General features: G+C 69.5%; 19 protein-coding genes. 4 read left to right on the top strand and 15 right to left on the bottom strand.

Annotated features, from left to right (window positions below):
• From FBZ87_RS20920 to FBZ87_RS20970, 11 genes are read right to left on the bottom strand one after another with little or no spacing between them, the layout of a single operon-like run.
• Positions 1-612, bottom strand: a complete 612-nt coding sequence (locus FBZ87_RS20920) for a cytochrome c oxidase subunit 3 (RefSeq protein ID WP_145612540.1) — start codon at positions 610-612, stop codon at positions 1-3.
• A complete protein-coding gene (ctaD, locus tag FBZ87_RS20925; RefSeq protein WP_145612541.1) occupies positions 605-2218 on the bottom strand; it encodes a cytochrome c oxidase subunit I in 1614 nt (537 codons plus the stop codon). Before ctaD ends, FBZ87_RS20920 begins: the two co-directional genes overlap by 8 nt.
• Positions 2215-3186 (bottom strand): cytochrome c oxidase subunit II, encoded by a 972-nt coding sequence (gene coxB / locus FBZ87_RS20930; RefSeq protein WP_145612542.1) that lies wholly within the window; start codon positions 3184-3186, stop codon positions 2215-2217. Before coxB ends, ctaD begins: the two co-directional genes overlap by 4 nt.
• Positions 3183-3953, bottom strand: coding sequence for an SCO family protein (locus tag FBZ87_RS20935; RefSeq protein WP_145612543.1), 771 nt, complete (start codon positions 3951-3953; stop codon positions 3183-3185). Before FBZ87_RS20935 ends, coxB begins: the two co-directional genes overlap by 4 nt.
• Positions 3950-4327 carry a hypothetical protein gene (locus tag FBZ87_RS20940; RefSeq protein ID WP_145612544.1) on the bottom strand — a complete coding sequence of 126 codons (378 nt, stop codon included), beginning with the start codon at positions 4325-4327 and terminating at the stop codon, positions 3950-3952. The genes FBZ87_RS20935 and FBZ87_RS20940 overlap by 4 nt, the downstream gene beginning before the upstream one ends.
• The gene (locus tag FBZ87_RS20945) at positions 4324-5328 is read right to left on the bottom strand and encodes a hypothetical protein (protein WP_145612545.1); all 1005 of its coding nucleotides are present in this window, start codon (positions 5326-5328) and stop codon (positions 4324-4326) included. The genes FBZ87_RS20940 and FBZ87_RS20945 overlap by 4 nt, the downstream gene beginning before the upstream one ends.
• Complete coding sequence (locus FBZ87_RS20950) at positions 5325-5882, bottom strand: c-type cytochrome (protein ID WP_145612546.1); 558 nt, start codon at positions 5880-5882, stop codon at positions 5325-5327. The genes FBZ87_RS20945 and FBZ87_RS20950 overlap by 4 nt, the downstream gene beginning before the upstream one ends.
• Positions 5879-6433, bottom strand: a complete 555-nt coding sequence (locus tag FBZ87_RS20955) for a DUF3341 domain-containing protein (protein WP_145612547.1) — start codon at positions 6431-6433, stop codon at positions 5879-5881. The genes FBZ87_RS20950 and FBZ87_RS20955 overlap by 4 nt, the downstream gene beginning before the upstream one ends.
• A complete protein-coding gene (gene nrfD / locus FBZ87_RS20960; RefSeq protein WP_145612548.1) occupies positions 6420-7799 on the bottom strand; it encodes an NrfD/PsrC family molybdoenzyme membrane anchor subunit in 1380 nt (459 codons plus the stop codon). The genes FBZ87_RS20955 and nrfD overlap by 14 nt, the downstream gene beginning before the upstream one ends.
• Complete coding sequence (locus FBZ87_RS20965; RefSeq protein WP_145612549.1) at positions 7796-10690, bottom strand: TAT-variant-translocated molybdopterin oxidoreductase; 2895 nt, start codon at positions 10688-10690, stop codon at positions 7796-7798. The genes nrfD and FBZ87_RS20965 overlap by 4 nt, the downstream gene beginning before the upstream one ends.
• A gap of 5 nt (positions 10691-10695) precedes the next feature.
• Positions 10696-11358 carry a cytochrome c3 family protein gene (locus tag FBZ87_RS20970; protein ID WP_145612550.1) on the bottom strand — a complete coding sequence of 221 codons (663 nt, stop codon included), beginning with the start codon at positions 11356-11358 and terminating at the stop codon, positions 10696-10698.
• Positions 11359-11566: 208 nt separating this feature from the next.
• Here FBZ87_RS20970 and FBZ87_RS20975 point away from each other — a divergent pair, with 208 nt between their 5' ends.
• The 3 genes from FBZ87_RS20975 (at position 11567) to FBZ87_RS20985 (ending at position 15873) form a co-directional block, all read left to right on the top strand.
• Positions 11567-12484, top strand: a complete 918-nt coding sequence (locus tag FBZ87_RS20975) for a DUF6328 family protein (protein ID WP_145612551.1) — start codon at positions 11567-11569, stop codon at positions 12482-12484.
• 58 nt (positions 12485-12542) lie between these two features.
• Entirely contained in the window at positions 12543-13625 is a 1083-nt protein-coding gene (locus tag FBZ87_RS20980) for a flavodoxin family protein (RefSeq protein WP_145612552.1), read from the top strand.
• A gap of 175 nt (positions 13626-13800) precedes the next feature.
• Positions 13801-15873, top strand: coding sequence for a methyl-accepting chemotaxis protein (locus tag FBZ87_RS20985; protein WP_145612553.1), 2073 nt, complete (start codon positions 13801-13803; stop codon positions 15871-15873).
• Here the strand turns inward: FBZ87_RS20985 and FBZ87_RS20990 are convergent.
• Genes FBZ87_RS20990 through FBZ87_RS21000 form a run of 3 tightly spaced genes read right to left on the bottom strand, consistent with a single transcriptional unit; the run spans position 15860 to position 18399 of the window.
• Complete coding sequence (locus FBZ87_RS20990; RefSeq protein WP_145612554.1) at positions 15860-16312, bottom strand: hypothetical protein; 453 nt, start codon at positions 16310-16312, stop codon at positions 15860-15862. The genes FBZ87_RS20985 and FBZ87_RS20990 overlap by 14 nt on opposite strands.
• A gap of 55 nt (positions 16313-16367) precedes the next feature.
• Positions 16368-16985: a response regulator gene (locus FBZ87_RS20995; protein ID WP_145612555.1), complete on the bottom strand. Its 618-nt coding sequence runs from the start codon at positions 16983-16985 to the stop codon at positions 16368-16370.
• 31 nt (positions 16986-17016) lie between these two features.
• A complete protein-coding gene (locus FBZ87_RS21000; protein ID WP_145612556.1) occupies positions 17017-18399 on the bottom strand; it encodes a histidine kinase in 1383 nt (460 codons plus the stop codon).
• A gap of 210 nt (positions 18400-18609) precedes the next feature.
• Here FBZ87_RS21000 and FBZ87_RS21005 point away from each other — a divergent pair, with 210 nt between their 5' ends.
• Positions 18610-21042, top strand: a complete 2433-nt coding sequence (locus FBZ87_RS21005; protein WP_145612557.1) for a TonB-dependent receptor — start codon at positions 18610-18612, stop codon at positions 21040-21042.
• Positions 21043-21132: 90 nt separating this feature from the next.
• On the opposite strand, the gene FBZ87_RS21010 is transcribed toward FBZ87_RS21005, so the two are convergent.
• A complete protein-coding gene (locus tag FBZ87_RS21010) occupies positions 21133-22134 on the bottom strand; it encodes an Ldh family oxidoreductase (RefSeq protein WP_145612558.1) in 1002 nt (333 codons plus the stop codon).
• Positions 22135-22158: the final 24 nt, after the last annotated feature.

Raw genomic sequence — 22158 nt, forward strand, 5'->3', positions numbered from 1 at the left:
TCAGCGCACCAGGTAGAGGATGGGGTAGAGGAAGACCCAGATGACGTCCACCAGGTGCCAGTAGAGGCCCACCACCTCCACGCCTGCGGCCCCGCGCGGCAGGGCCAGGCTGCGACGATGGACACGCCAGGCCAGGCCGGCCAGCAGGACCACGCCCACCGTCACGTGCACGGCGTGCAGCGCCGTCGCGACCAGATAGAGGTCCATGAACAGGTGGGCCGGCGGGCTCTCGAACGCCTCGGCCGGGGTGAAGGCCGGCAGCAACTGTTCGCGGATTTCCATCCCGTATTCCACCGCCTTCAGGGCCAGGAAGCCGAGCCCCAGGCCGGCGGCGGCCAGCAGGCTCACCACGGTGCCCTTGACCTTGCCCATTTCCGCCGCCGCCACGGCCAGGGCCACCGCCAGGCTGGAAGTCAGCAGCACCACGGTGTTGGCCGCCCCGATGCCGTAGTGCAGGCGGCGGGACGCGGCCGCCACCTCCTGCGGGTGCAGCAGGCGCAGGGCCAGCGCCACGGCGAACAGCCCGCCGAACAGCATGATCTCGCTGGCGAGGAACAGGTACATGCCCATCAGCGTGGTGTCACGCTGCCGGCTGGGGGCGGCGTCAGCCATGGGCTGTCTCCCGCTCGGCGTCCGGTTCCACCGGGTACTGGTACGGCGGGCCGTCCACCGTGGGCAACTCATGGAAGTTGTGCTGGGGCGGGGGCGAGGGCACGGTCCATTCCAGCCCGGTGGCGCCCCAAGGATTGGGCGGTGCCTTTTCCCCATGCCGCAGGGAATAGAGCAAATAGGTGAAGGGCAGGAGATAGGCCAGGCCCAGCACGCTGGCCCCCGCCGACGACAGGACGTGCAGCGTCTGGAACTCCGCCGGGTAGACGTGATAGCGCCGGGGCATGCCCAGGTACCCCAGGATGAACTGGGGGAAGAAGGTCAGGTTGAAGCCCAGGAAGATGAAGATGGCCGACAGGCGCCCCCACACCAGGGGCAGCCAGCGCCCCATCATCTTGGGCCACCAGTAATGCAGGGCCCCGAAGTAGGCGGACACCGTGCCGCCCACCATGATGTAGTGAAAATGGGCGATGACGAAATAGGTGTCGTGTACGTGCACGTCCACCGCCAGCATGGCCAGGATCAGGCCGGTCATGCCGCCCACCACGAACAGGCCGATGAAGCTCATGGCGAACAGGAAGGGCGGGTCCAGGGCTATGTGCCCCTTATACAGGGTGGCCGTCCAGTTATAGACCTTGATGCCCGAGGGCACCGCCACCGCGAGGCTGAGGAAGCTGAAGACGGCGCTGGCGTACATGGATTGCCCCGCCACGAACATGTGATGGCCCCAGACCAGGAAGCCGATGATGGCGATGGCGATGGAGGAACCGGCCACGAAGCGGTAGCCGAACACCGGCTTGCGCGCCGCCGCCGTGACCAATTCGCTGATCACGCCCAGGGCCGGCAGCACCATGATGTAAACCGCCGGGTGGCTGTAAAACCAGAACAGGTGCTGGTACAGCAGCGGGTCGCCACCCAGCGCCGGGTTGAAGACGCCGACGCCGAACAGCCGCTCCGCCGCGATCAGCACCAGGGTGATGGACAGGACCGGCGTCGCCAGCACCAGGATCAGCGAGGTGGCATAGATCGACCACACGAACAGCGGCAGCCGGCCCCAGGTCATGCCCGGGCAGCGCAACCGGTGCACCGTAACGATGAAGTTGAGGCCCGTGAGGATGGACGAAAACCCCACCACGAAGATCGCGGTGGCGGCCAGGATGACGTTGCCGTTGGCGAACATGGAGGATAGCGGGGTGTAGAAGGTCCAGCCCGTGTCCACCCCACCCAGCACCAGCACCGCCAGGGTGAACAGCCCGCCCAGCATATAGATGTACCAGCTGAGCAGGTTCAGCCGCGGAAAGGCCAGGTCCCGCGCCCCGATCATCAGCGGCACCAGGAAATTGCCGAAGGTGTTGGGGATGGACGGGATCAGGAAGAACCACACCATGATGACGCCATGCAGGGTGAAGGCGCGGTTGTAGCCTTCGTTGCTCATCAGGTCGGCTTCAGGCGTCAGCAGATCGATGCGGATCAGCGCCGCCGCCGCCCCACCCACGAAGAAGAAGAAGGTGATGGAGAGAAAATAGAGGATGGCGATGCGCTTGTGGTCCGTGGTCAACAGCCAGGACTTCAGGCTGTGGCCATGCTCCAGGTAGCTGACCTCGGTCATGGCGGTCCCCCGTCGTCGCGATCCCTCGGGGGTGGTGGCGCGTTCGCCAGGGACTTGATGTAGGCCACCAGCTTCAGCACATCTTCCTCCCCCAGCACGTTCTGAAAGGTGGGCATGATGGCGGGATAGCCCGCCGCCACCTGGGCCTGTGGCAGCAGGATGCTGTCGCGCAGGTATTGATCGTCCGCGGTCACTACGCTGCCGTCGGCCAGGGGCACCGGGCGCCCGTACAGCCCTTCCAGTGGCGGGGCGTGGACGGTGCCGGCGGAACCATGGCAGCCGCTGCAGCCCCGGGTGCGGAACAGGACGGCCCCTTGCGCCGCCAGCGAACCGTCGGTGCCCATACCCTCCAGCCAACGGGCATAGTCGGCCGGCGTCTGCACCACCAGCCGGCCGCCCATGACGGCATGGTCGGCGCCGCAGAACTGGGCGCAGACCAGGGCGTAGCTGCCGGGTGTGTCGGCGGTGAACCACAGGCGGGTGTAGCGGCCGGGCACCACGTCCTGCTTCAGGCGCAGCGCGGGCACGAACAGGCTGTGGATGACATCCTGGGAGGCCAGGGTGACCTCCACCGGACGGCCGGCCGGCACATGCAGTTCGTTGATTTCCGCCTGGCCGCCCGGGTGCTGGAACTTCCACATCCATTGCTTGCCCACGGCGTTGATCGCCAGCGCCTCGGCCGGCGGCTGGTAGAGATCGATGTACAGACGGGTGGACCAGACATAGAAGGCAAGGGTGGCAAGGAAGGGGATGGCGGCCCACGACACCTCCAGCCAGACGCTGCGGTCGGCGGCATGGGTGCGGTCGGCCGGTTTCCCCCGCCGGTACTTCACCGCGAACCAGGGGATCAGGATGAACACCGGCGCCGACAGCAACACGGCCAGGGCCGCCAATCCCAGGAACAGCGTGTCCACCTGATGCGCGTGGTGCGAGGCCTGGCCGCCCCAGAAGGTCAGCAGCCGGTTCATGACTTCACCAGGCGGCGGTCGCGCCACAGGGACCAGGCGATCCAGCCCCCGCCGCCCAGCGCCACCAGCGCGCCCAGGGTGCGCAGCAGGGTCCAGATCAGGGGGCCGTTACGGCCGGTCATGGGATCGTAGTGGAAGCACAGCAGCAGGATGCGCTGGCCCCAGTCGCCAGCCCGACCCCGTGCCGCCTCGTCCAGCGCCCGTTCCAGCGCGTCGGGTGCGGGCGACAGGCCATAGAGCCAATGGTTCAGCGTCCCGTCCGGACGCAGGATGGCCACCGCCGCCACATGGGCGTACTGCCCGATGCGGTCATCCCAGGCGTAACGGTAGCCCAGGGCGTCGGTCACCGCCCGGATCTGGTCCCGCGCGCCGGTCAGGGCGTGGATGCCGTCGGCGGGCAGGGCCGGGAAGGCGCGGCGCAGGTCGGCTAGGTCGGCGGTGGCATCATCCGGCCCCTCGCGCGGGTCGATACCGAAGGCCACCAGGGTGAAGTCGCGGCCGGGGCGCAATCTCTGCGCCAGGACGGCCTGGGCCAAGCCCGCCAGGGTGACGCCGCAGATGTTGGGACAGCGATGCAGGACCGGGACCAGGACCAGCGGCTTGCCGTCCGCCAGCCCGCCCAGGCTGACCGCCCGGCCGTCGGCCTCGCGAAAGGTACCATCCAGGGGGACGCGCGCGCCCAGCCTTGGGTCGATGCCCGCCGCCTGGAAGGGGTCGAAGGCCGCCAGCCAGAAGGCGGCGGTGATCAGGGCGAGGGCGCGCGTCATTCCGGCGCCTCCGTGTCCTTGTCGTCCGGGTCTGGCCAACCCTTCCTAGCCAGCAGATCCATGGCCCGGTCGATGGGAATGGTGGCGCGTCCGGCGTCGCGGTCGGCCCAGCCATAGCGGGTGAGGTCGGCCTTCGCTCGCGCCCGCACCTGGGCGCCGCCCAGGTACGGCACCTCATCCAGGGGGACGCCCGCCACGGGGGGCGGGGTGGTGACGGGCGTCGGCCCCCGGCCATGGCCCAGCAGATGAACCAGGCCAGCCACGATGCCCAGCGCCACGGCGACGGAGGCCACCAGGACCGCCGCCGACCACAGCACGACGCGGGGGGACATGTCGCGCGCCTCGGGGGCCCGGGTTTCCGGCGCCGGGCTCATGCCCGCACCTCCCGCCAGCGCAAGCCGACCCAACTGAGCAGGCCCATTCCCAGCAACGCCAGAACGCCGGCGACCGCTGCGGGCCCCTGGTCGCGGGGCAGGTCGGGCAGTACCAGCCAGGCGGTTTCCAGCACCTTGCCCAACAGCACGAAGGGCGCCATGCGGGCCAGGGCCAGGCGGCTGCGGCGGATGGGCGGGAAGAACAACAGGAACAGGGGCAGCAGGCCCAGCACGGCCACGGCGTACTCCACCATGGCCCAGGCGCCTTCGCCACGCCGCTGGTACCAGCGCACACCCGGCGCCAGGTCGGTGGACCAGCTGATGAAATAATGCATGAAGGCGAGGTAGGCCCACAGCAGCAGCGCCGTCAGCCATACCCCCGCCAGCACCCCGGTGGGCGCCGTCTTGTCCGCCATCACCCGCAGGGGGATCAGCACCGCCAGCGCCGTCACCATATGCATGGACAGGATGTAGAGCCCGAAGCCGGAGGAATGAAAGTCCGGATCCAGCGACATCAGCCAGTCGGTGGCCACCAGATCCTGGAAGGGAACCAGCAGGATAAGGGTGAGGATGGCCATAGGCACCGCCGGCGGCCGCCGCAACAGCCCCCAGGCCAGCAGTCCGGCCAGGGCGAAAAACAGCGCGCCGCGCAGCCGGAAGGGCCACGACGACAGGTACCAGCCGCGAAAGCCCGCCATGACCTCATCCGCCCAAGGGTACAGCACCCGCGGTGCGATCAGCACGGGCAGCAGGGCCAGGGCCGCCAAGGCCAGCAGGGGCAGGGCGGCTTCCGCCCCCGGCGCCAGGCCCTGGCGCCAGACGCCGGGAATGAGGCGCATCATGGCCAGCAGGATCAGTGTCGCGATGGGCAGCCCGCTCCAGAAGGCGAAGGCCGCCAGCCACCCGCCGAGCGCCACGGCAGGTTCCACCGCCGCATAGGCCAGCACGCCGCCGCACACCAGCAGGCCGCAGACGGCCGGGAAATAGCGGCGGGCGGTCAAGACGCCCCTCCATCCAGCCTAGCCCCATCGAGCTTAGCCCTGTCCGTGGCCTCCAGCGCATCCGCCGGCGCGTCGCGGCTGAGCTGCAGGGCGCGGATATAGGCGGCGATGGCCCAGCGGTCGGCTGGGGCCACCCGGTCGGCGTAGCTGTACATGACGCCGTGGCCGCTGGTGATGACCTCCACGAAATAGCGGGACGGCGCCTGCACCAGGCGCGGCTCATGCAGGCTGGGCGGGGCCGGGAAACCCCGGGCGGGCACGGCGCCGTGGCCGGTGCCGGCGACGTCATGGCAGGGGCTGCAATAGATGTCATAGCGTTGGCGTCCGCGCGCCAGCAGCGCCGCACTCATGGCCGGGCGCCGGGCCAAGGCGGCGGCGCGGGCGCGGTCGTCCTGCGCCACCGCGCCGGCCGGCGGGGCCTGCATCGCCTTGCCATCTGGGAACAGCCGGCCCGGCCCCGCCGCCTGATAGCGGGGCTGGTGGGTCATCTCATCACAGCCGACAAGCAGAATGATCAGGACCGCGCACAGCGCCAGCAGCAGCAGATATCTCATTCCGGCCCCTCCGTCTGCGGCACGTCCACCACCCGCACGGGCGCCAGATCGCCGAGGAACCGGGCCGCCTCGCCAAAGCGGGCGTCCTCGCCCAGGATCACCAGGAAGAACTTGTCAGTACTGGCCAGGTGGAAATCCGGCACCCCGAACACCGGGTGGTGCAGGCGGGGCAGGCGGTTCAGCACCAGCATGCCCAGGATGGCGCTGAGCACGGCGCCCAGCACCGTCAGCTCGAAGGTGATCAGCAGGGTGGCGGGAAGGGCCACCAGCGGCCGGCCGCCCACGGGAATGGGATAGTCCAGATTGCTCCATACCTGCAGGCCGAAGCCGGCGGCGGCACCCATAATGCCGCCGGCCAGGGTCAGCCAGGGGACGCGATTGTCGTGGATGCCCAAAGCCTCCGTCAGGTCGGCCACGGGGAAGGGGGTGTAGGCGTCCAGCCGACGGAAGCCCGCGTCCCTGGCCCGTTTCACGGCATCCACCAGGTGTTCGGCGTCGTCGAATTCCGCCATCACGCCGAAGGGCGGCAGGGGGACCTTACGCTCCGGCATGGCCGCCTCCCTTTTCTTCGCTTTCCTCGAACAGCGCTTCCTTCACCTCGAAGGCGGAGATGACGGGCAGAAAGCGGACGAACACCAGGAAGGGCACCAGGAACACGCCCAGCATGCCGGCGAACAGCGCCACCTCCCAGAAGCTGGGGGTGTAGGGCCGCCAACTCGATGGTACCCAGCTGTGATGCAGGCTGGTGGCCAGCAGCATGAAGCGTTCGCACCACATGCCCACCATGGCGGAAAAGCCGATGAGGAACAGGGCCAGCGGGTGCCGCCGCACCCCCCGCCACCACAGCAGCTGCAGCGGAGCGAAGTTGGCGATGACGGCGCCCCAATAGCTCCAGGCGAACGGCCCGGTCAGCCGGTCGGCCAGCAGGGACAATTCCGGCTTTTCCCCGCCATAGAGGGTGTCGAACACCTCCGCCGCGTAACCGTAGGCGGTCATCAGTCCGGTGGCCAGCAGCAGGCGGCCCAGCATGTCCAGGTGCAGGGGCCGCACCAGATCCTGCAGTCCCAGGGCGCCGCGCAGCACAACCGCGATCATCGAGACGACGGCGAAGCCGGAGAAGGCGGCCCCCAGCACGAAATAAGGCGGGAAGACCGTGGAACTCCATCCCGGCACCGGGCCGGCCGCCAGCAACAGCGAGATTTCCGAATGCACGGAAACCACCAGCGGCACGGCGATCGCGGCCGTCAGGCGATAGGCCTGGCCCCAGCGCGCCCAGTGATGGGCGGACCCGCGCCAGCCCAAGGCGCCCAGACCGTACAGGACCTGGGCCAGGCGGCCGCGGGCCCGGTCCCGCGTGGCGGCCAGGTCCGGCACGATGCCGATGTACCAGAACAGGGCGGAGACGGTGAGGTAGGTCAGGACGGCGAAGAAGTCCCAGGTCAGCGGGCTTTTGAACTGCGGCCACAGCGTCATGCTGTTGGGATAGGGGGCCACCCAGTAGAACAGCCAGGGCCGGCCCAGATGCATCAGCGGGTAGAGGCCGGCGCAGACCACGGCGAACAGAGTCATCGCCTCCGCGAAACGGTTGAGCGAATTGCGCCAATGGACGTTCAGCAACAGCAGCATGGCCGAGATCAGGGTGCCGGCATGGCCAATGCCCAAGAACCAGATGTAGTTGACGATGTCGAAACCCCAGTTGACGGGGATATTCAGGCCCCATACGCCCACGCCGTTCCACAGCAGGACGCCCAGCGCCGTGAAGAAAACGGCCAGCAGGCCGCAGGCCGGCAGGAAGCACAGCCACCAGGCGCGCGGCCGGGGATAGTGCAGGGGGATGCCCGTCACCTCCGCCGTCACGTGGGCGTAGGCGGCGGCCCGTTGGGTGTCGGCCCGTTGGGTGTCCGTCGCGTCCGTCATGCGGGCCCCCCGTCCTTGTCCGTGGGGGCGGGCTCGATGCGGGCGAGGTAGGTGGTGCGCGGCCGCGTCCCGGCCTCGGGCACCAGGCTGTAATTGCGGGGACTGGCCTTTTGGCGGCTGACGGCGGAGGTGGGGTCGGTGACATCCCCGAAGGTGATGGCCTGGGTGGGGCAGGCTTGCTGGCAGGCGGGCACGATGGCGCCGTCCGGGATGGCCTCCCCTTTCAGCTTGGCCTGGATGCGCGCGGCGCTGATGCGCTGGACGCAGTAGGTGCACTTTTCCATGACGCCGCGCTGGCGCACGGTCACGTCCGGATTGCGCTGGGCCTTCACGGATTCAGGCGCGTCGGCGGTATAATCGTACCAGTTGAAGCGGCGCACCTTGTAGGGGCAGTAGGACGAGCAGGTGCGGGTGCCGATGCAGCGGTTGTAGACCTGCAGGTTCAGGCCGTCGTGGCTGTGCACTGCCGCGTTGACGGGGCAGCCCATCTCGCACGGCGCCTGTTCGCAATGCATGCAGGGCACGGGCTGGAAATAGGTGGCAGGTGCCGCCGCGTCGCCCGCGTGGTAGCTGTCGACGCGCAGCCAATGCATCTCGCGCCCCATGGCCACCAGCTCCGCCCCCACCATGGGCACGTTGTTCTCCGCCACGCAGGCGACGACGCAGGCGTTGCAGCCGATGCACAGGTCCAGGTCGATGGCCATGCCCCAGGACGGACGCTCACGCGGCGCATCGGGGTAGAAGCTGGGCGTGGGCTCTTCATGCGGCACCACAGGGTGGTCCGCCGGCACCGTGCGCACGAAGTTCTCGCCCTCCATGGCGTGGTGGCGCTGGGTGCTGGCGATGTCCAGCCGCCGGCCCGTGGCCTCCAGCGACACCGGGCCCGGGGTCAGGGGATAGGCGTCGTGGCCCAGGCCATCCGCCGTCTGGCCGGGCAGGCGCCGGCCATAGCCCAGCGTCAGGGTGATGGTCAGCGCCTGTTGCCCAGGCAGGACCCAGGCGGGACCCATGATGCTGGCGCCACCCACCGCCACCCGCACCTCATCGCCATTCCTCAGGCCGCGCTCGGCCGCCAAATGGGGGCTGATGTGCACGACGTTGCCCCAAGTGACCTTGGTCAGCGGCTTGGGCGTTTCCTGCAGCCAGGCGTTGTTGGCGGACGCGCCGTCCCACAGGGTGGGATCCGGCCGGACCAACAGGGTCAGACCGCCGGAGGATGCCGCCTCGGCGGGCGCGGGTAGGTTGGCGCGAAGCTCGGCAGACTGGGGCGTCACCCAAGCCGGGACGCTGTCGGGAATGAAACCGCGCACCAGCGCGTCGCTCCAACGCCGCTCAAAGTCATCACCCCAGCCGGGACGCCAGGTGGCCTGCACCACCTCCCGATCCGTGGCGCCGCCGCCCATCAGACCGTCCAGCAGGGCGTGGCGGCCGCGCACGTCGTAAAACGGGCGCACCAGCGGCTGGATCAGGCTGGCCGTGCCGTCCACGGCGCGCGCGTCGCCCCAGCTTTCCAGGTCATGGGCCAGGGGCGCATGCCATTGGCAGGCCGTGGCGGTTTCGTCCACCAGCGTGCCGGCATGCAGGCTGAAGGGCACCCGGGCCAGGGCGTCGCGGAACGCGGCGGCCTCGGGGGCGGCATAGGCCGGGTTGGCGTCCAGGACCAGCAGCGCGCGCACCTGGCCCTCGGCCATGTCCCGCAACAGGTCATGCCAAGGCGCGGCTGTCGCTACCAGCGGCCCGGTGAAGCGCAGGCAGCCGCCCAGCGCACCCAGCCGTGTGTTCAGGTCCAAGGCCTGGGCCTGCAGCGCCGGGTCGTGCCAGGGCCCCACGGTGATCAACGAACGGCCGGGATGAGCCAGCAGCGCCGCCCTGGCCTCTTCCGCCCAGCGGGCCTCCTGAGGGCTCAAGTCCGCCGTCTCACCGTGCAGGGCCTGCATCAGGGCCGGCAGCCGCTGCACCCCGGCCACAAGCCGCAGGTCAGCACGGGCGCCGGTCAGGGTGGGGGTCGGTTCCGCCACGAACAGCCGGCAGGGACCCTGGCCGGTCTGGCCGGCCAGGCGACGCCGCGCCCAGCGCCGGGCCAGCGTGGTCTGGGCGGGCCCTGGCCCCAGCGGGTCGTCATCCAGGCACACCACCACGTCCGCCTGATCCAGCAGAGTGTGTGCCTGCAAGGGCTGGCCGAAAGCCAGGCGCGCCGCCTCCAGCCGCGAGGCATCGCCCATCGGGTCCAGCACATGCCAGCGCACCCGGGGCCAGCGTTGGGCCAAAGCCGTGATCTGGCGGACCAGCGTGGGGGAGGTGGTGGGGCCGGTCAGCAGGCGCAGGCCCTCACCCTGGCTGGCGTCCGCCGCCCGCGCCCCTCCACCCAGCGCGGTGTCCAGGGCGGCCCAGGTCGTGGGCTGGTTCCGGCGCCGGGGACCCTGCGAGCGGTCGGGATCGTAAAGATCCAGCAGGGCGGCCTGGGTGAACAGGTCGGTGCCGCCGCCGGTGGCGGGATGGTTGGGATTGCCCTCCAGCTTCACCGGCCGGCCGCTGTGGGTCTTACCCATGACGGGCTGGGCATAGCCGCCCAGGCGCACGGCGGTGGCGTAATGGCGTGCGACGCCCGGCACGTCGCCCTCGGGTGCGGTGACATAGGGCAGGGCCGTTTCATCCGGCCGCCCGTCGCAGCCCGTCAGGCCGGCCAACGCCAGGCTGGCGGCCATAGCCTTCAGCGCAGCGCGGCGGTTCAGGCCGGCGGGCGCCAGCGACGGCAACAGGGCCGGGAACTCAGCCACCACCAGATCACGAAAGGCGGCGGTATCGGCCATGTCCTCCAGGCTGCGCCAGAGGCCGCTGCCGGTACGGCCGCTGAGGGCCTGGATGACGGTATCGCGTGCCGTGCGGTCCATGGGCGTCACCGGTGACACAGGGTGCAGTCGGTCATGCGCTCGGGCTTGATCCCGAACAACGCGGCCTGGTTGGGGCCGTAGTCGGCGTGGCCCTCGCGATCCCAGGCGCGCCAGTCCATGCGCGTTATCTGATCGGGCGGGCGCAGGTGCGGTCCGGGGTCGCGGTGGCAGTCCAGGCACCAGCGCATCTGGAAGGGCTGGGCCCGCATCATCAGGGGCATCTGGTCCACCCGCCCGTGGCAGGTGACGCAGGGCACCCCGCGCGCCACATGGATGCTGTGGTTGAAATAGACGTAGTCCGGCAGGCGGGCCACCCGCTGCCAACGTATGGGGGTGCCGGTGGCCAGGCTTTCCCGCACCGGCGCCAGGGCGGGGGCGCTGGTCCACAGCTGGGAATGGCAGGTCATGCAGGTGTGGGTGGCGGGAAACCCCGCGTGCGGTCCCGTCTCTACCGTCGTGTGGCAATAGCGGCAGTCGATGCCGACGTCGCCCACATGATGCTTGTGGCTGAAGGGCACCGGCTGGTCGCGGACCCAGCCCACGGCGGTGATATAGCTGGATCCGATGGCCCCACCCCACAGCAGACCCGTGACCAAGACGCCCAGCGCGGCCAGCAACACGCCAGCGCGCAACCAGGTATCGGCGGATGCCGTGAAAATCTGGGGCATGGGGCAGGGGGTCCCCTTATTCGGATGTTGGGCTTCGGAACGTGAACGCAACCGAGCCGCCCCCTGAACGGACGCCCGGCCGGTTTGGTTCCCAGCCTGCGGCGTCCTGTCGCACTGGCGGAAAGACGAGGCTTTGGCGCGGCAGGAACAAGCGCCGGCCTGCGGCGTTCATCCACCTGTAACAATTATGATGCCGCCAAAGAACGCCATGGACCTGACGCACAAGGTGAAGGCGGGGCTGGATGAACTCCGCATGCTGACCCTGGGCTGCCAGGTCCTGGTGGGCTTCCAGTTCCAGGCTGTTTTCCAGGAGCTGTTCGCCGACCTGCCGGACCATGCCAAGGCGGCCAACATCGCCGGCCTGCTGCTGATGATCTTGGCAGTGGGCCTGTTGATGGCGCCAGGCATCCATCACGCCCTTTACGGCGATCACCAGGCGACGCGGGGCGTCGCGCACATGACCAGCCGTATGGCGGACTGGGCCCTGCCGCCCTTCGCGCTGTCCCTGGGCTTGGACGTGTTGATCGGTGCCGAGCAAGTCTACGGCACGGCGGCGGGGGTGGCCGGGGGCCTGGCGTTTGCAGCCCTGGCGCTGGGCGCCTGGCTGGGCTGGGGCCTGCTGGCGCGGGGGCGTCATGGCCGGAAGGAGCGGGAGATGGCCGATCTGCGCTGGGATGAGACCGCCGACGTGGCGCAGAAGATCACCTTCATGATGACGGAGGCACGGACCATCCTGCCGGGCGCCCAGGCCATGCTGGGCTTTCAGCTGGCCGTGGTCCTGACCAGGGCATTCGCCGGCCTGTCGCCCCCGGAAAAGGCCCTGCATGCGGCCGCCCTGGGCTGCGTCGCCCTGTCCATCATCCTGCTGATGGCACCGGCCGCCTATCACCGCCTGGTTTACGCCGGTGAGGCCAGCCCCCGTTTCCTGACAGTGGCCAGCCGCCTGGTCACGGCCGCGACCCTGCCTCTGGGCGCGGGCATGGCAGCCGACGCCGCCGTCACCATTGGCTTCATCCTGGACTCGGCCATGGCCGGCGCCGTGGCCGGCGGGTCGGTCCTGCTGGTCCTGGCGCTGCTGTGGTATGCGCATCCCTGGCGCCTGCTTCGCCGCCGGCTGGTGACCTGAGGCCGGAACCGCCGCGTGCCGCCGCCGGTTATGGCGGCAGCCTTTCCGCGAGCGACCGATGCCGGATCCCACCCAACCCCGCAAGGGCACGCCCAGCCCCCTCCTGGATGAGGGCGAGTTCCGCCGCCGCTTCCTGGCGCCTTTCCAGGATCCCGTCTTTGATGCCCTGTCCGGGGAGCTGGACCGCGTCGCCGCCGCAGCTTGGGACGCCTATAGCCACCATCGCAAAAGCCCGCGCACGCGCAAGGCGGGTCCAGGGTTCCATGATCCGGATTACGATCTGGCGGTGGACTGGATCGCCGCCAGCGACGCCATCCAGGCGGCGCAGCGTCAGCACGACGATCCGGCCGGCCCCAGCCGTTTACTGCTCATCAGCGGCTCATCGCGCAGCGAGCACACCTGCCCGGGCGAAATGTCCAAGTCCCATCGCCTGGTGGATTTGGCGCGATCGGTACTGGAGGGCATGCCGGACACGGTGGTGGAGGTGCTGGAACTGCACCGCTTGGCCGCCGAGTATGGCCGCCACATCCATCCGTGCAAGGCTTGCTTCTCCACCGCCGCCCCGCTCTGCCACTGGCCCTGTTCCTGCTACCCCAATTATTCCCTGGGACAGGCGCAGGACTGGATGAACGAGATCTACCCCATGTGGGTGCGGGCCCATGGGGTGATGATCGTGACGCCGGTCAACTGGTACCAGGTGTCCTCACCGGTGAAGCTCATGATGGACCGCCTGGTTTGCGCCGACGGCGGCAATCCCGACCCCACCCTGACCCAGGGCAAGGACGCCCAGCGGGCCAAGGCGGTGGAGCTGGCGGGCTGGGACTATCCCCGCCACCTGGCCGGCCGTCTGTATTCCGTCATCGTCCATGGCGACGTGGAGGGGGCGGAGAATGTGAGGCGCAGCCTGTCGGACTGGCTGCGCTTCATGCGGCTGGTGCCGGCGGGGCCCCAGGCGGAGCTGGACCGCTACATCGGTTACTGGAAGCCCTACGCCACCAACCACCTGGAGTTGGACGCGGACGAGGCGGTGCAGGAAGAGGTGCGCAACGCCGCCCGCACCCTGGGCCAGGCTGTGACAGCCACGCGCCAGGGGCGCCAGGTCGCCGCCGGCAACGATTTACACCCGCCGCGCCAGAAGTAGACGGCCCAAAAGCCGGCGCCGTTGGCGCTTAACCGTTTGTTCAAGGATTTGTCCTAATTTTCACGGTAGGGATTAACCAATTCGGCTAGCCATTGCGGGATGGCGGCCGTGGTGCGGGGCGCGGTTTCGTTGGGTGCGGGACCAAGCGCCCTAGGACCGTGAGGGGAGACGTCCGATGACCATACGCAAGTTGATCGCATCATGCCTGGGCGGCGTCGCCGTCCTGATGCTGGTGCTGGGCGCCGTGGTGGCGGTGGAGCAATGGCGGGTGGCGGCCGCGGCGGCGGACGCCCAGGGCCTGGCCCGCGTCATGGCAGCGCTGACCCGCATGACGGAGAATCTGGCGGTCGAGCGTGGCCCGACGCTGGTGGCGCTGGGCAGTGCCGATCCGGCGACGCTGGCCCCGGTGAAGGAGCAGCGCGCCAAGTCCGATGCGGTGCGCAAGGCCCTGGCCGATCTGCTGGTCACGGAGGATTTCGATACCAAGGATAGCTTGAAGGCGGTCATGTCCACGCTGGACGGCCGGTTGGCCACCCAGCGCGGCATCGTCGACGCCCTGCTGGCCAAGCCGGTGGCGGACCGTCCGGCGGGCGAGGTCGACACCTACGTCAAGGGCATGTTCGCCATCATGGCGGACCTTGGCGCCGAACTGAATGCCACCGGCCGGTCGCTGCTGCAGCGCGCGCCGGAGGCGGGGCACTATGCCAACATCGCCGTGATGGCCTGGTCCTACCGCGACTATGCCGGTCGCCAATCCTCCATGCTGTTGCAGGCCCTGAACAGTGGCAAGCCTATGAGCCCGCAGGCCACGCGCGACGTTCAGGTCATGCAGGGGCATCTGGACGACCTGGAAGGGCGCCTGGACGGCCAGCTGGCCCTGGCCGGCACGCCCGACAACCTGGTGAAGGCGGCGGAGGCGGCGCGCCAGGGCTATAAGGGCGTCTTCGGCGCCATGCGCGCCAAGGTGCTGGAGGCCAGCGCGGCCGGAACGCCCTATCCCGTCGATGTCACGGAGTACCGAAAGACCAGCGTGCCCCAGCTGGCCGGCATCCTGGGCATCCGCGACGCCGCCATCGCCGAGGCGACCCGCCTGGCCGATGAACAGCATGCCAGCGCCAGCCGGGCCCTGCTGCTGGTCACCCTGCTGCTGCTGGCCGCAGGCGGCGTGCTGGGCGGCATCGTCTGGCTTGTCGGCCGCCGGGTCACCGGTCCGCTGTCGGTGTTGACGCAGGTGGTGATGAAGATCGCCGGCGGCGACCATGACTTGGCCGTCCCCTTGACGGAACGCCGCGACGAGATCGGAGAGATGGCGGGCGCCATCTCGACCTTGCGGGTCAATGCCAAGGAAGCCGATATCCTGGCCGATCGCCAGCGGGAGGAGGAGGCCGCCAAGGAACAGCGCCGCCTGCGCCTGGAAGCGGCGACCCGGGAATTCGCCACCTCCATCGACCAGGTTGTGGAAGGGTTCTCCGGGGCCGAACGTTCGCTGCGCGGGGCGGCGGATAGCCTGACCCTGTCGGCCGGCGACACCATCAGCCTGTCCAACACCGTGGCCGGCGCCGCCGAGGAGACCTCCGCCAACGTGCAGACGGTGGCGGCGGCGGCCGAGGAACTGAACCAGTCCATCAGTGAGATCGCCCGCCAGATGGTGGGCGCCACCACCACCTCCGAGGCGGCGGTGCGCGAAGCCTCGACCACCAAGCAGTCCATCGACGGCCTGGTCAGCGCCGCTCAGCGCATCGGCGACGTGGTGAAACTGATCACCGACATCGCCAGCCAGACCAACCTGCTGGCCCTGAACGCCACCATCGAGGCTGCGCGCGCCGGTGAAGCCGGCAAGGGCTTCGCCGTGGTCGCCAGCGAGGTCAAGGCACTGGCCAACCAGACGGCGAAGGCGACGGAGGAGATCCAGGCCCAGGTGGGCGCCATTCAGGAGGAGACGGCGCGCGCCGCCGCCGCCATCGATGGCATCACCAACACCATCGCCAGCATGAGCCAGATCACCACCGGCGTCGCCTCGGCGGTGGAGCAACAAGGCGCCGCCACGCGGGAGATCGCCCGCAACGTCCAGCAGGCCAGCGTCGGCACGCAAGAGGTGTCGTCCAACATCACCGGCGTGCGCACCGCCGCCGATGAGACGGGCAGCGCCGCGCGCAGCGTGCTCAGCTCCTCCGACGTGCTGGGCCGCGAGGCCGACACCCTGCGCTCGGTGGTCAGCGGCTTTGTCGCCACCATCAAGGCGGCGTGACGGCGGCGGGGGATTGGGCGGGGGATTGGGCAGGGGCGTCGCCGCCAACCGTGGCGGCCCTCTGTCCAGCCCGCGCCATGAGCAGGGCCGCGGCCAGGCTGAAGCCATAACCCCAGAGCAGCCAGGCGCCGGCCAGGCGGCTGACGGTATCGTTGGGCCCGTAAATCCGGGGGAACCAGTTCAGGACCAAGCCGTCGGTGACCATGACCACCGCGCCCACCAGCCCCACGCCCGCCATCAGCTGTTCCGGCGCCAATCCCGCCAGCCGCCGGATGAGGTACACGGCGGTCCAGGCGACCGAGACGGTGCTGGCGAAGTTCAACGGGTTCCAGAAGGGATCGGTCAGAAGCTGGGGCAGGCCGCGCAGGTAGGCCAGTGCCGACAGCCAGAACATACCCCCCAGCACGACCAGAATACCGGCCTGTCGTCCCGTAAACATCCCACACCCCCTTGCGTCACGTCCATTCGCTTGAGAATACGCGCGGGCGGGCCGGTCAGCTCACGCCCATTTCAATGGACAGGCGGATCAGGTCGGCGGTGCGGGCCACGCCCAGCTTGGCCTTGATGGCGGTGCAGGTGTTGGCGATGGTCTTGTAGCCCACGCCCAGTTCGCTGGCGATTTCCGCCAGCGCCCGGCCTTCGCCCAGCAGGCGCAGGATTTCCAGGTCGCGTTCCGTCAGGCGCTGCGCCGGATGGCTGGCGGGCATGCCGTGCACCGCCAGTTCCTGGGCGATCTCATTCTCCACATAGCGGCCGCCCTCGGCCAGGCGGCGGATGGCGGCCAGCAGTTCATCCGGGTCGGCATTCTTGCTCATGTAACCCTTGGCGCCCGCCGCCAGCGCGCGCGAGGCGTACAGCGCTTCGGCATGCATGCTGAACACCAGGACGCAGGCCGTGGGGTCCTCGATCAGCAGGCGCTGCAGCAGTTCCAGCCCACCCACGCCGGGCAGGTTCAGGTCCAGCAGCACGATGTCCGGCCGGTCCTCGCGATAGCGGGTCAGGGCGTCGCGGCCCGTGGCGGCCTCGGCGATGGCGACACCGGGCAGGGGGGCCAGCAGGCGGCGCAGGCCGGAGCGCACAATGGCATGGTCGTCGACAAGCAATAGCTTCATGGGGCCGTCATTCCTGATGCCGTCATCCTGATCACGCCGCTTCCGGGGTCGCCAAAGCCGATATGCCGGTGGCCGAAGGCAGCACGGCGTGGACGCGCACGCCGCCTTCCGGCCGGTTTGCCACCGTCAGGCTGCCGCCCAGGGCCGCCACCCGTTCCGCCATGCCGCGCAGGCCATAGCCTGTGCTGAGCGGCGCCTCCGCCGGCAGTCCGTCGCCGTCATCCGCGATGTCGACGGTGATGCCGCTGGCGCAGGACGCCACGCCGACGCTGACAGCCCCGGGCCGGCCGTGTCGGATGGCGTTGCTCAGGCTTTCCTGCACCACCCGGTAAATCGCGGTGTCCCCCGCTTCACCCAGGTGCGGACCGGGCGCCACGGTGACGGCGATGGCCACGTCCGGCCGGCGCGCGCGCCAGAAGGCCGCCAGGTTTTCCAGGGCGGCCCGCAGGCCCAGGTCGCTGAGGCCCGGCGGGCGCAGGCGGGCCAGGATGGCCTTCACCTCCTGCTGCACATGGGCCACGGCCTCGCGGGCGGAGCGGGCCTGGTCGCGCATCGCGGAATCACCCACCCGCTCCGCCGCCGCCATCAGTGCGGTGACATCGACATTGATGGCGAAGAGATAGGGGCCGACCTCGTCATGCAGGTCGCGGGCGAGATCCGCACGCTCCTCCTCCTGGATGGTCTGCAGTTGCTCGTGCAGGCGGCGGTTGCGCGCCTCCGCCGCCGCTAGGCGCTCGATCATGCGGTTGAAGCCGACGGCCAGGCGGCGCAGCTCCGGCGGCCCCGCCTCCGCCACCGGCCGCGCCGTCTCCATGCCGGTTTCCGCCACCTGGGCGAACGCCTTCGATAGCCGGTCGACGGAGCGCAGCGCCCGGCCCAGCGTCCAATAGACCATGGGCAGCGCCAGCGCGCTGAACAGCAGCATCATGACGGCGTCGTCGCCCAGTTCGCCCCACACCTCCGACACCTCGCCTGAGGGATCGGTTTCCAGGCGCAGCCACAGGCCCTGGCCGGAAAAACCGGGCAGGGGCACCTCGGCGCTCAGTTGCGGCACGTCCAGCGACCGGACGAACCAAGTGGGGGCCGGATGGTCGGGCACGGCCAGGCGGGAACTGGCGACCACCCCGCCGCCCGGCTGGCGCAGGCTGACCTTCAGGTGACGGTCGCCGTTGAAGGCGCCAACCAGCCGGGTCAGCAGGGTGGTGATGTCCTCGTCACTGCGGCTTTCCGGCACCGGCCGACCGGCCAGGTGGGCCAGCGCGCTGCCCACCGTGTGTTGGCCCACGGACAGGGCCGCCTCCATCTCCGTATGTACGGACCGCTCCGCCCGCAGCCAGGCGGCGGCGGCGCCGGTGGCCAGGCTGACCAGCAACAGCAGGGCGATGCTCAAGACCAGGCGGATGCGTAGCGACATGAGGTTGGTTCCCCAATGGCCGGTAAATGTGTGGCCGCCCACCTTCGGACAGCGCCTCCCACCCCTATCTAACAGGCGCTTGGGGGCCAGGTGCAACAACCGCCGTGATATCGGGAATTTTTCCCGGGAAAATCGGGAAGGGGGCCTATGGCCGGGCCCTGGCCTCAGGGCTAGCCTAAGACCAGCTCCATCCACCGGTGCGTCCCCATAATGAAAAACATCCCGGCCGGCTTGTTGGCTCTGCTCTGCACCACCTGCTCCACCCTGGCCTGTTCCGCCCACGCCCTGGCGGCCGAGCCCGACCCGGCCCCCGATGGCGCCCCGCCGACCTTGAGCGACATCATCGTCGTCGGCGTGACCCCCCTGCCGGGCGCCAACGTCCCGCTGGACAAGGTACCGGCCGCTGCCACCACCCTGTCGGCGGATGACTTGGCCCGCCTGCATTCCGTGTCCATCCTGGACGGCATGGCCCAGAGGATGCCGGGGCTGGCGTTGTCGGACACCCAGGGTAACGCCCTGTTCCAGGATGTCCGCTACCACGGCTTCACCGTGTCCCCCCTGCAGGGAACGCCCCAGGGCATCGCCGTCTATCAGAATGGCGTACGCCTGAACGAGGCCTTCGGCGACACGGTGAACTGGGATCTGGCGCCCGAGGTGGCGATCGACCGCCTGACCTTGGCGACCAACAACCCGGCCTATGGGCTGAACGCCCTGGGCGGGGCGGTGACCCTGGAGATGAAGAACGGCTTCACCTTTCAGGGCGCGAATGCAGAGTTGCTGGGCGGCAGCAACGGGCGGATCCAGGGCTCGGCCGAGTTCGGTTGGCAATCGGGGGCCTTCAGTCTTTACCTGGCGGCGGAGGCGGAGAAGGATGATGGCTGGCGCAAGCAGTCGGCCTCCGACGTAGAGCGCTTTTACGCCGACGCCGGCTGGCGCAGCGAAACGGCGGAGGTGCACCTGATCGCCGCCGCCGCGCGATCCAGCCTGGGCGTCGTGGGTCCCACGCCGCTGGAAATGATCCAGGCGGACGAGACCGCCATTTACACTTGGCCGCAGACCACTAAGAACGACAGCGGCATGCTGGCCCTGAACGGCAGGATCGACATCGCCCCCGGCTGGGCCCTGCAGGGCAATGTCTATGGCCGCCATTTCGGGCAGAAGCATGTGGACGGCAACGACAGCGATTTCGAAGGCTGCAGCGCGCGCTCCTCCTACGGCGGCCAGCTATGCCTGGAGGATGACGCCTTCGGTACGCCGGCGGGCGGAAAGACAACTGCTTTCCGCAACCAGTTCGTCATCACCGACCTGGCGGGACACACCTTCGCCTTCGACCGCGACGCCACCTACGGCACCCTGGATCGCAGCGCCACCGACACCACCGCCGTGGGCGGGTCGCTGCAGTTGACCAGCGACCGGCCGCTGATGGGCCTGGGCAACCGCTTCGCCGCCGGCGGCAGCATCGACCACAGCGACATCCGCTTCACCGCCACCACCACGCTGGGCATCATCAACCCCGACCTGTCGGTGAGCACCCAGGGCGGGGAGGCCATCGATATCCCCGGCGCCGGCCTGATCATCCGCACCCTGGGCAACCTGGGCTACGCCCCCGTCTGGCTGTCCGGCACCACCGACTATTACGGCGCCTACGTCACCGACACGCTGGACCTGACGCCGGCCCTGTCGCTGACCGCCGGCCTGCGCCTGAACGTGGCCGACATCGGCACCCGCGACCGGGGTGGGGCGGCGCCCGAACTGAACAGCGACAACCGCTATACCCACTGGAACCCGCAGGCCGGCCTGACCTATCAGCTGGGCGGCGGGGTCAGCGTCTATGGCGGCTATTCCCAGTCCAACCGCGCGCCCACGCCGCTGGAGCTGGACTGCGCCGACCCCCTGCGCCCCTGCCTGCTGGAGAATTCACTGGTGGCGGATCCGCCGCTGCGCCAGGTGGTGGCCGACACCTACGAGGCCGGCGTCCGCGGGACCCAGGGCATCCTTTCCGGCCGGCTGGACTGGACCGTGGGCCTGTTCCGCACCGACAGCGACAACGACATCGTGGCACTGGCCAGCAGCATCCAGGGCCGCGGCTATTACACCAACGTTCCCGGGACCCGTCGCCAGGGCGTCGACGCTGGCCTGACCTTCGCCGCCGAACGCTGGCAGGTCTACCTGAACTACAGCTTCGTCGACGCCACCTATCAGTTCGACGGCGTGCTGGCCTCGCCCAACAACCCGCAGGCGGATGACAACGGCACCATCACCGTGCACAGCGGCGACCGCATCCCCGGCATCCCCCGCCACCAGGTGAAGCTGGGCGGCGACGTGATGGTGACCGACGCGTGGAGCGTAGGCGGCGCCGTGCAGTACTACGGCAGCCAGTATCTGGTTGGGGATGACGCCAACCAGAGCTCCCAGCTGACGCCCTACTGGACCATGGACCTGCGCACCTCCTACCAGATCTTGTCCAACATCCAGCTGATCGGCGGCGTCAACAATCTGTTCGACCGCCGTTACGCCAGCTACGGCACCTATTTCGATACGGCAGGCGCCAGCGACATCCTGGGCCGCTCGTTGAGCGACGCCCGCACCCTGACCCTGGGTGCGCCGCGCACTTTCTATGGCGGGGTTAAGGTGTCGTTCTAAGAGGTTGAATTCATGCAGTTCCCTGTGGGCGACGCGATCATGCCGTCAGGGAAGGGGGACCGGTTCCATCCGCTGCCGGTCCCCCTCTTTTTACCCGCCGGCCGCCAGGGCCTTGAGTTCTTCCAGCAGCGCCAGCGGCACCTCCAGCCCATGGGTCTGTGCCCGGGCGCGGGCGGCCAGGCGGCGGTCGCCCGGCAGGCGCGCGCCATCCGCTACGATGGCCTGAACCAGTTCCCCCATGCGGCCGGCGAAGTCAGGGCCGCGGAACGCCGCGGGATCGAAGGCGATGATGACCTGGCCCACGGCGGGGCTGGACCCCTGGGCATCCAGGAAGGAACTGGCTTGCCAACCATACCGCCCACCGGCCAGCGCGCCGCAGAGGATTTCCACCATCAAGGCCAGCGCCGCCCCCTTGGGGCCGCCAATAGGGGCCAGCGCGCCCTTCAGCGCTGCCGCCGGATCGGTGGTGGGATTGCCATCGGCGTCCACGGCCCAGTCGGCCGGAATGGGTCGCCCGGCTTTTTGCGCCGCCACTATCTTGGATCGGGCGACCAGGGACAGCGCCATGTCGATGACCAGCGGCGCCCGGCCTGCCACCGGGGCGGCGAAGGCCAGCGGGTTGGTTCCCAGCAAGGCACGACGCCCGCCCGCCGTTGCCATGGCGGCCGGGGTGTTGGACATGACCAGGGCCACCATGCCCTGGTCCGCCAGCCTCTCCACCACCAGGCCTGCTTGGCCGATGTGGTGGGAGGCGTGGATGCCCGCGCCCGCCGTGCCCATCTGGCGCGCCAGGGCGGCCACGGCATCCACAGCCATATCCACGGCGGGATAGGCGAAACCGCCGGCCGCGTCCACCCGCAGGCTGGCGGCGGCCGTCTGGATCAGGCGTGGTAAAGCTGCGCCGTCAACCTTGCCGGCACGCACCTGGGCGGCATAGGACGGCACGCGGGCCAGACCGTGGCCGGCTTGGCCATCGGCCTCGGCCGCCACCAAGGCGCGGGCCACGCTGCCGGCAGCGGCGGGCAGGGTGCCGCAGGCGGTCAGCGCCCGGACAGTCAGGGTGTGGGCATCGGTGAGCGAGAGAATGGGCATGGCGGCAGCACAGGTTGGGGACGG

This window comes from Nitrospirillum amazonense, from assembly GCF_007828035.1.
In the GTDB taxonomy this organism is placed as follows: Bacteria; Pseudomonadota; Alphaproteobacteria; order Azospirillales; family Azospirillaceae; genus Nitrospirillum; species Nitrospirillum amazonense.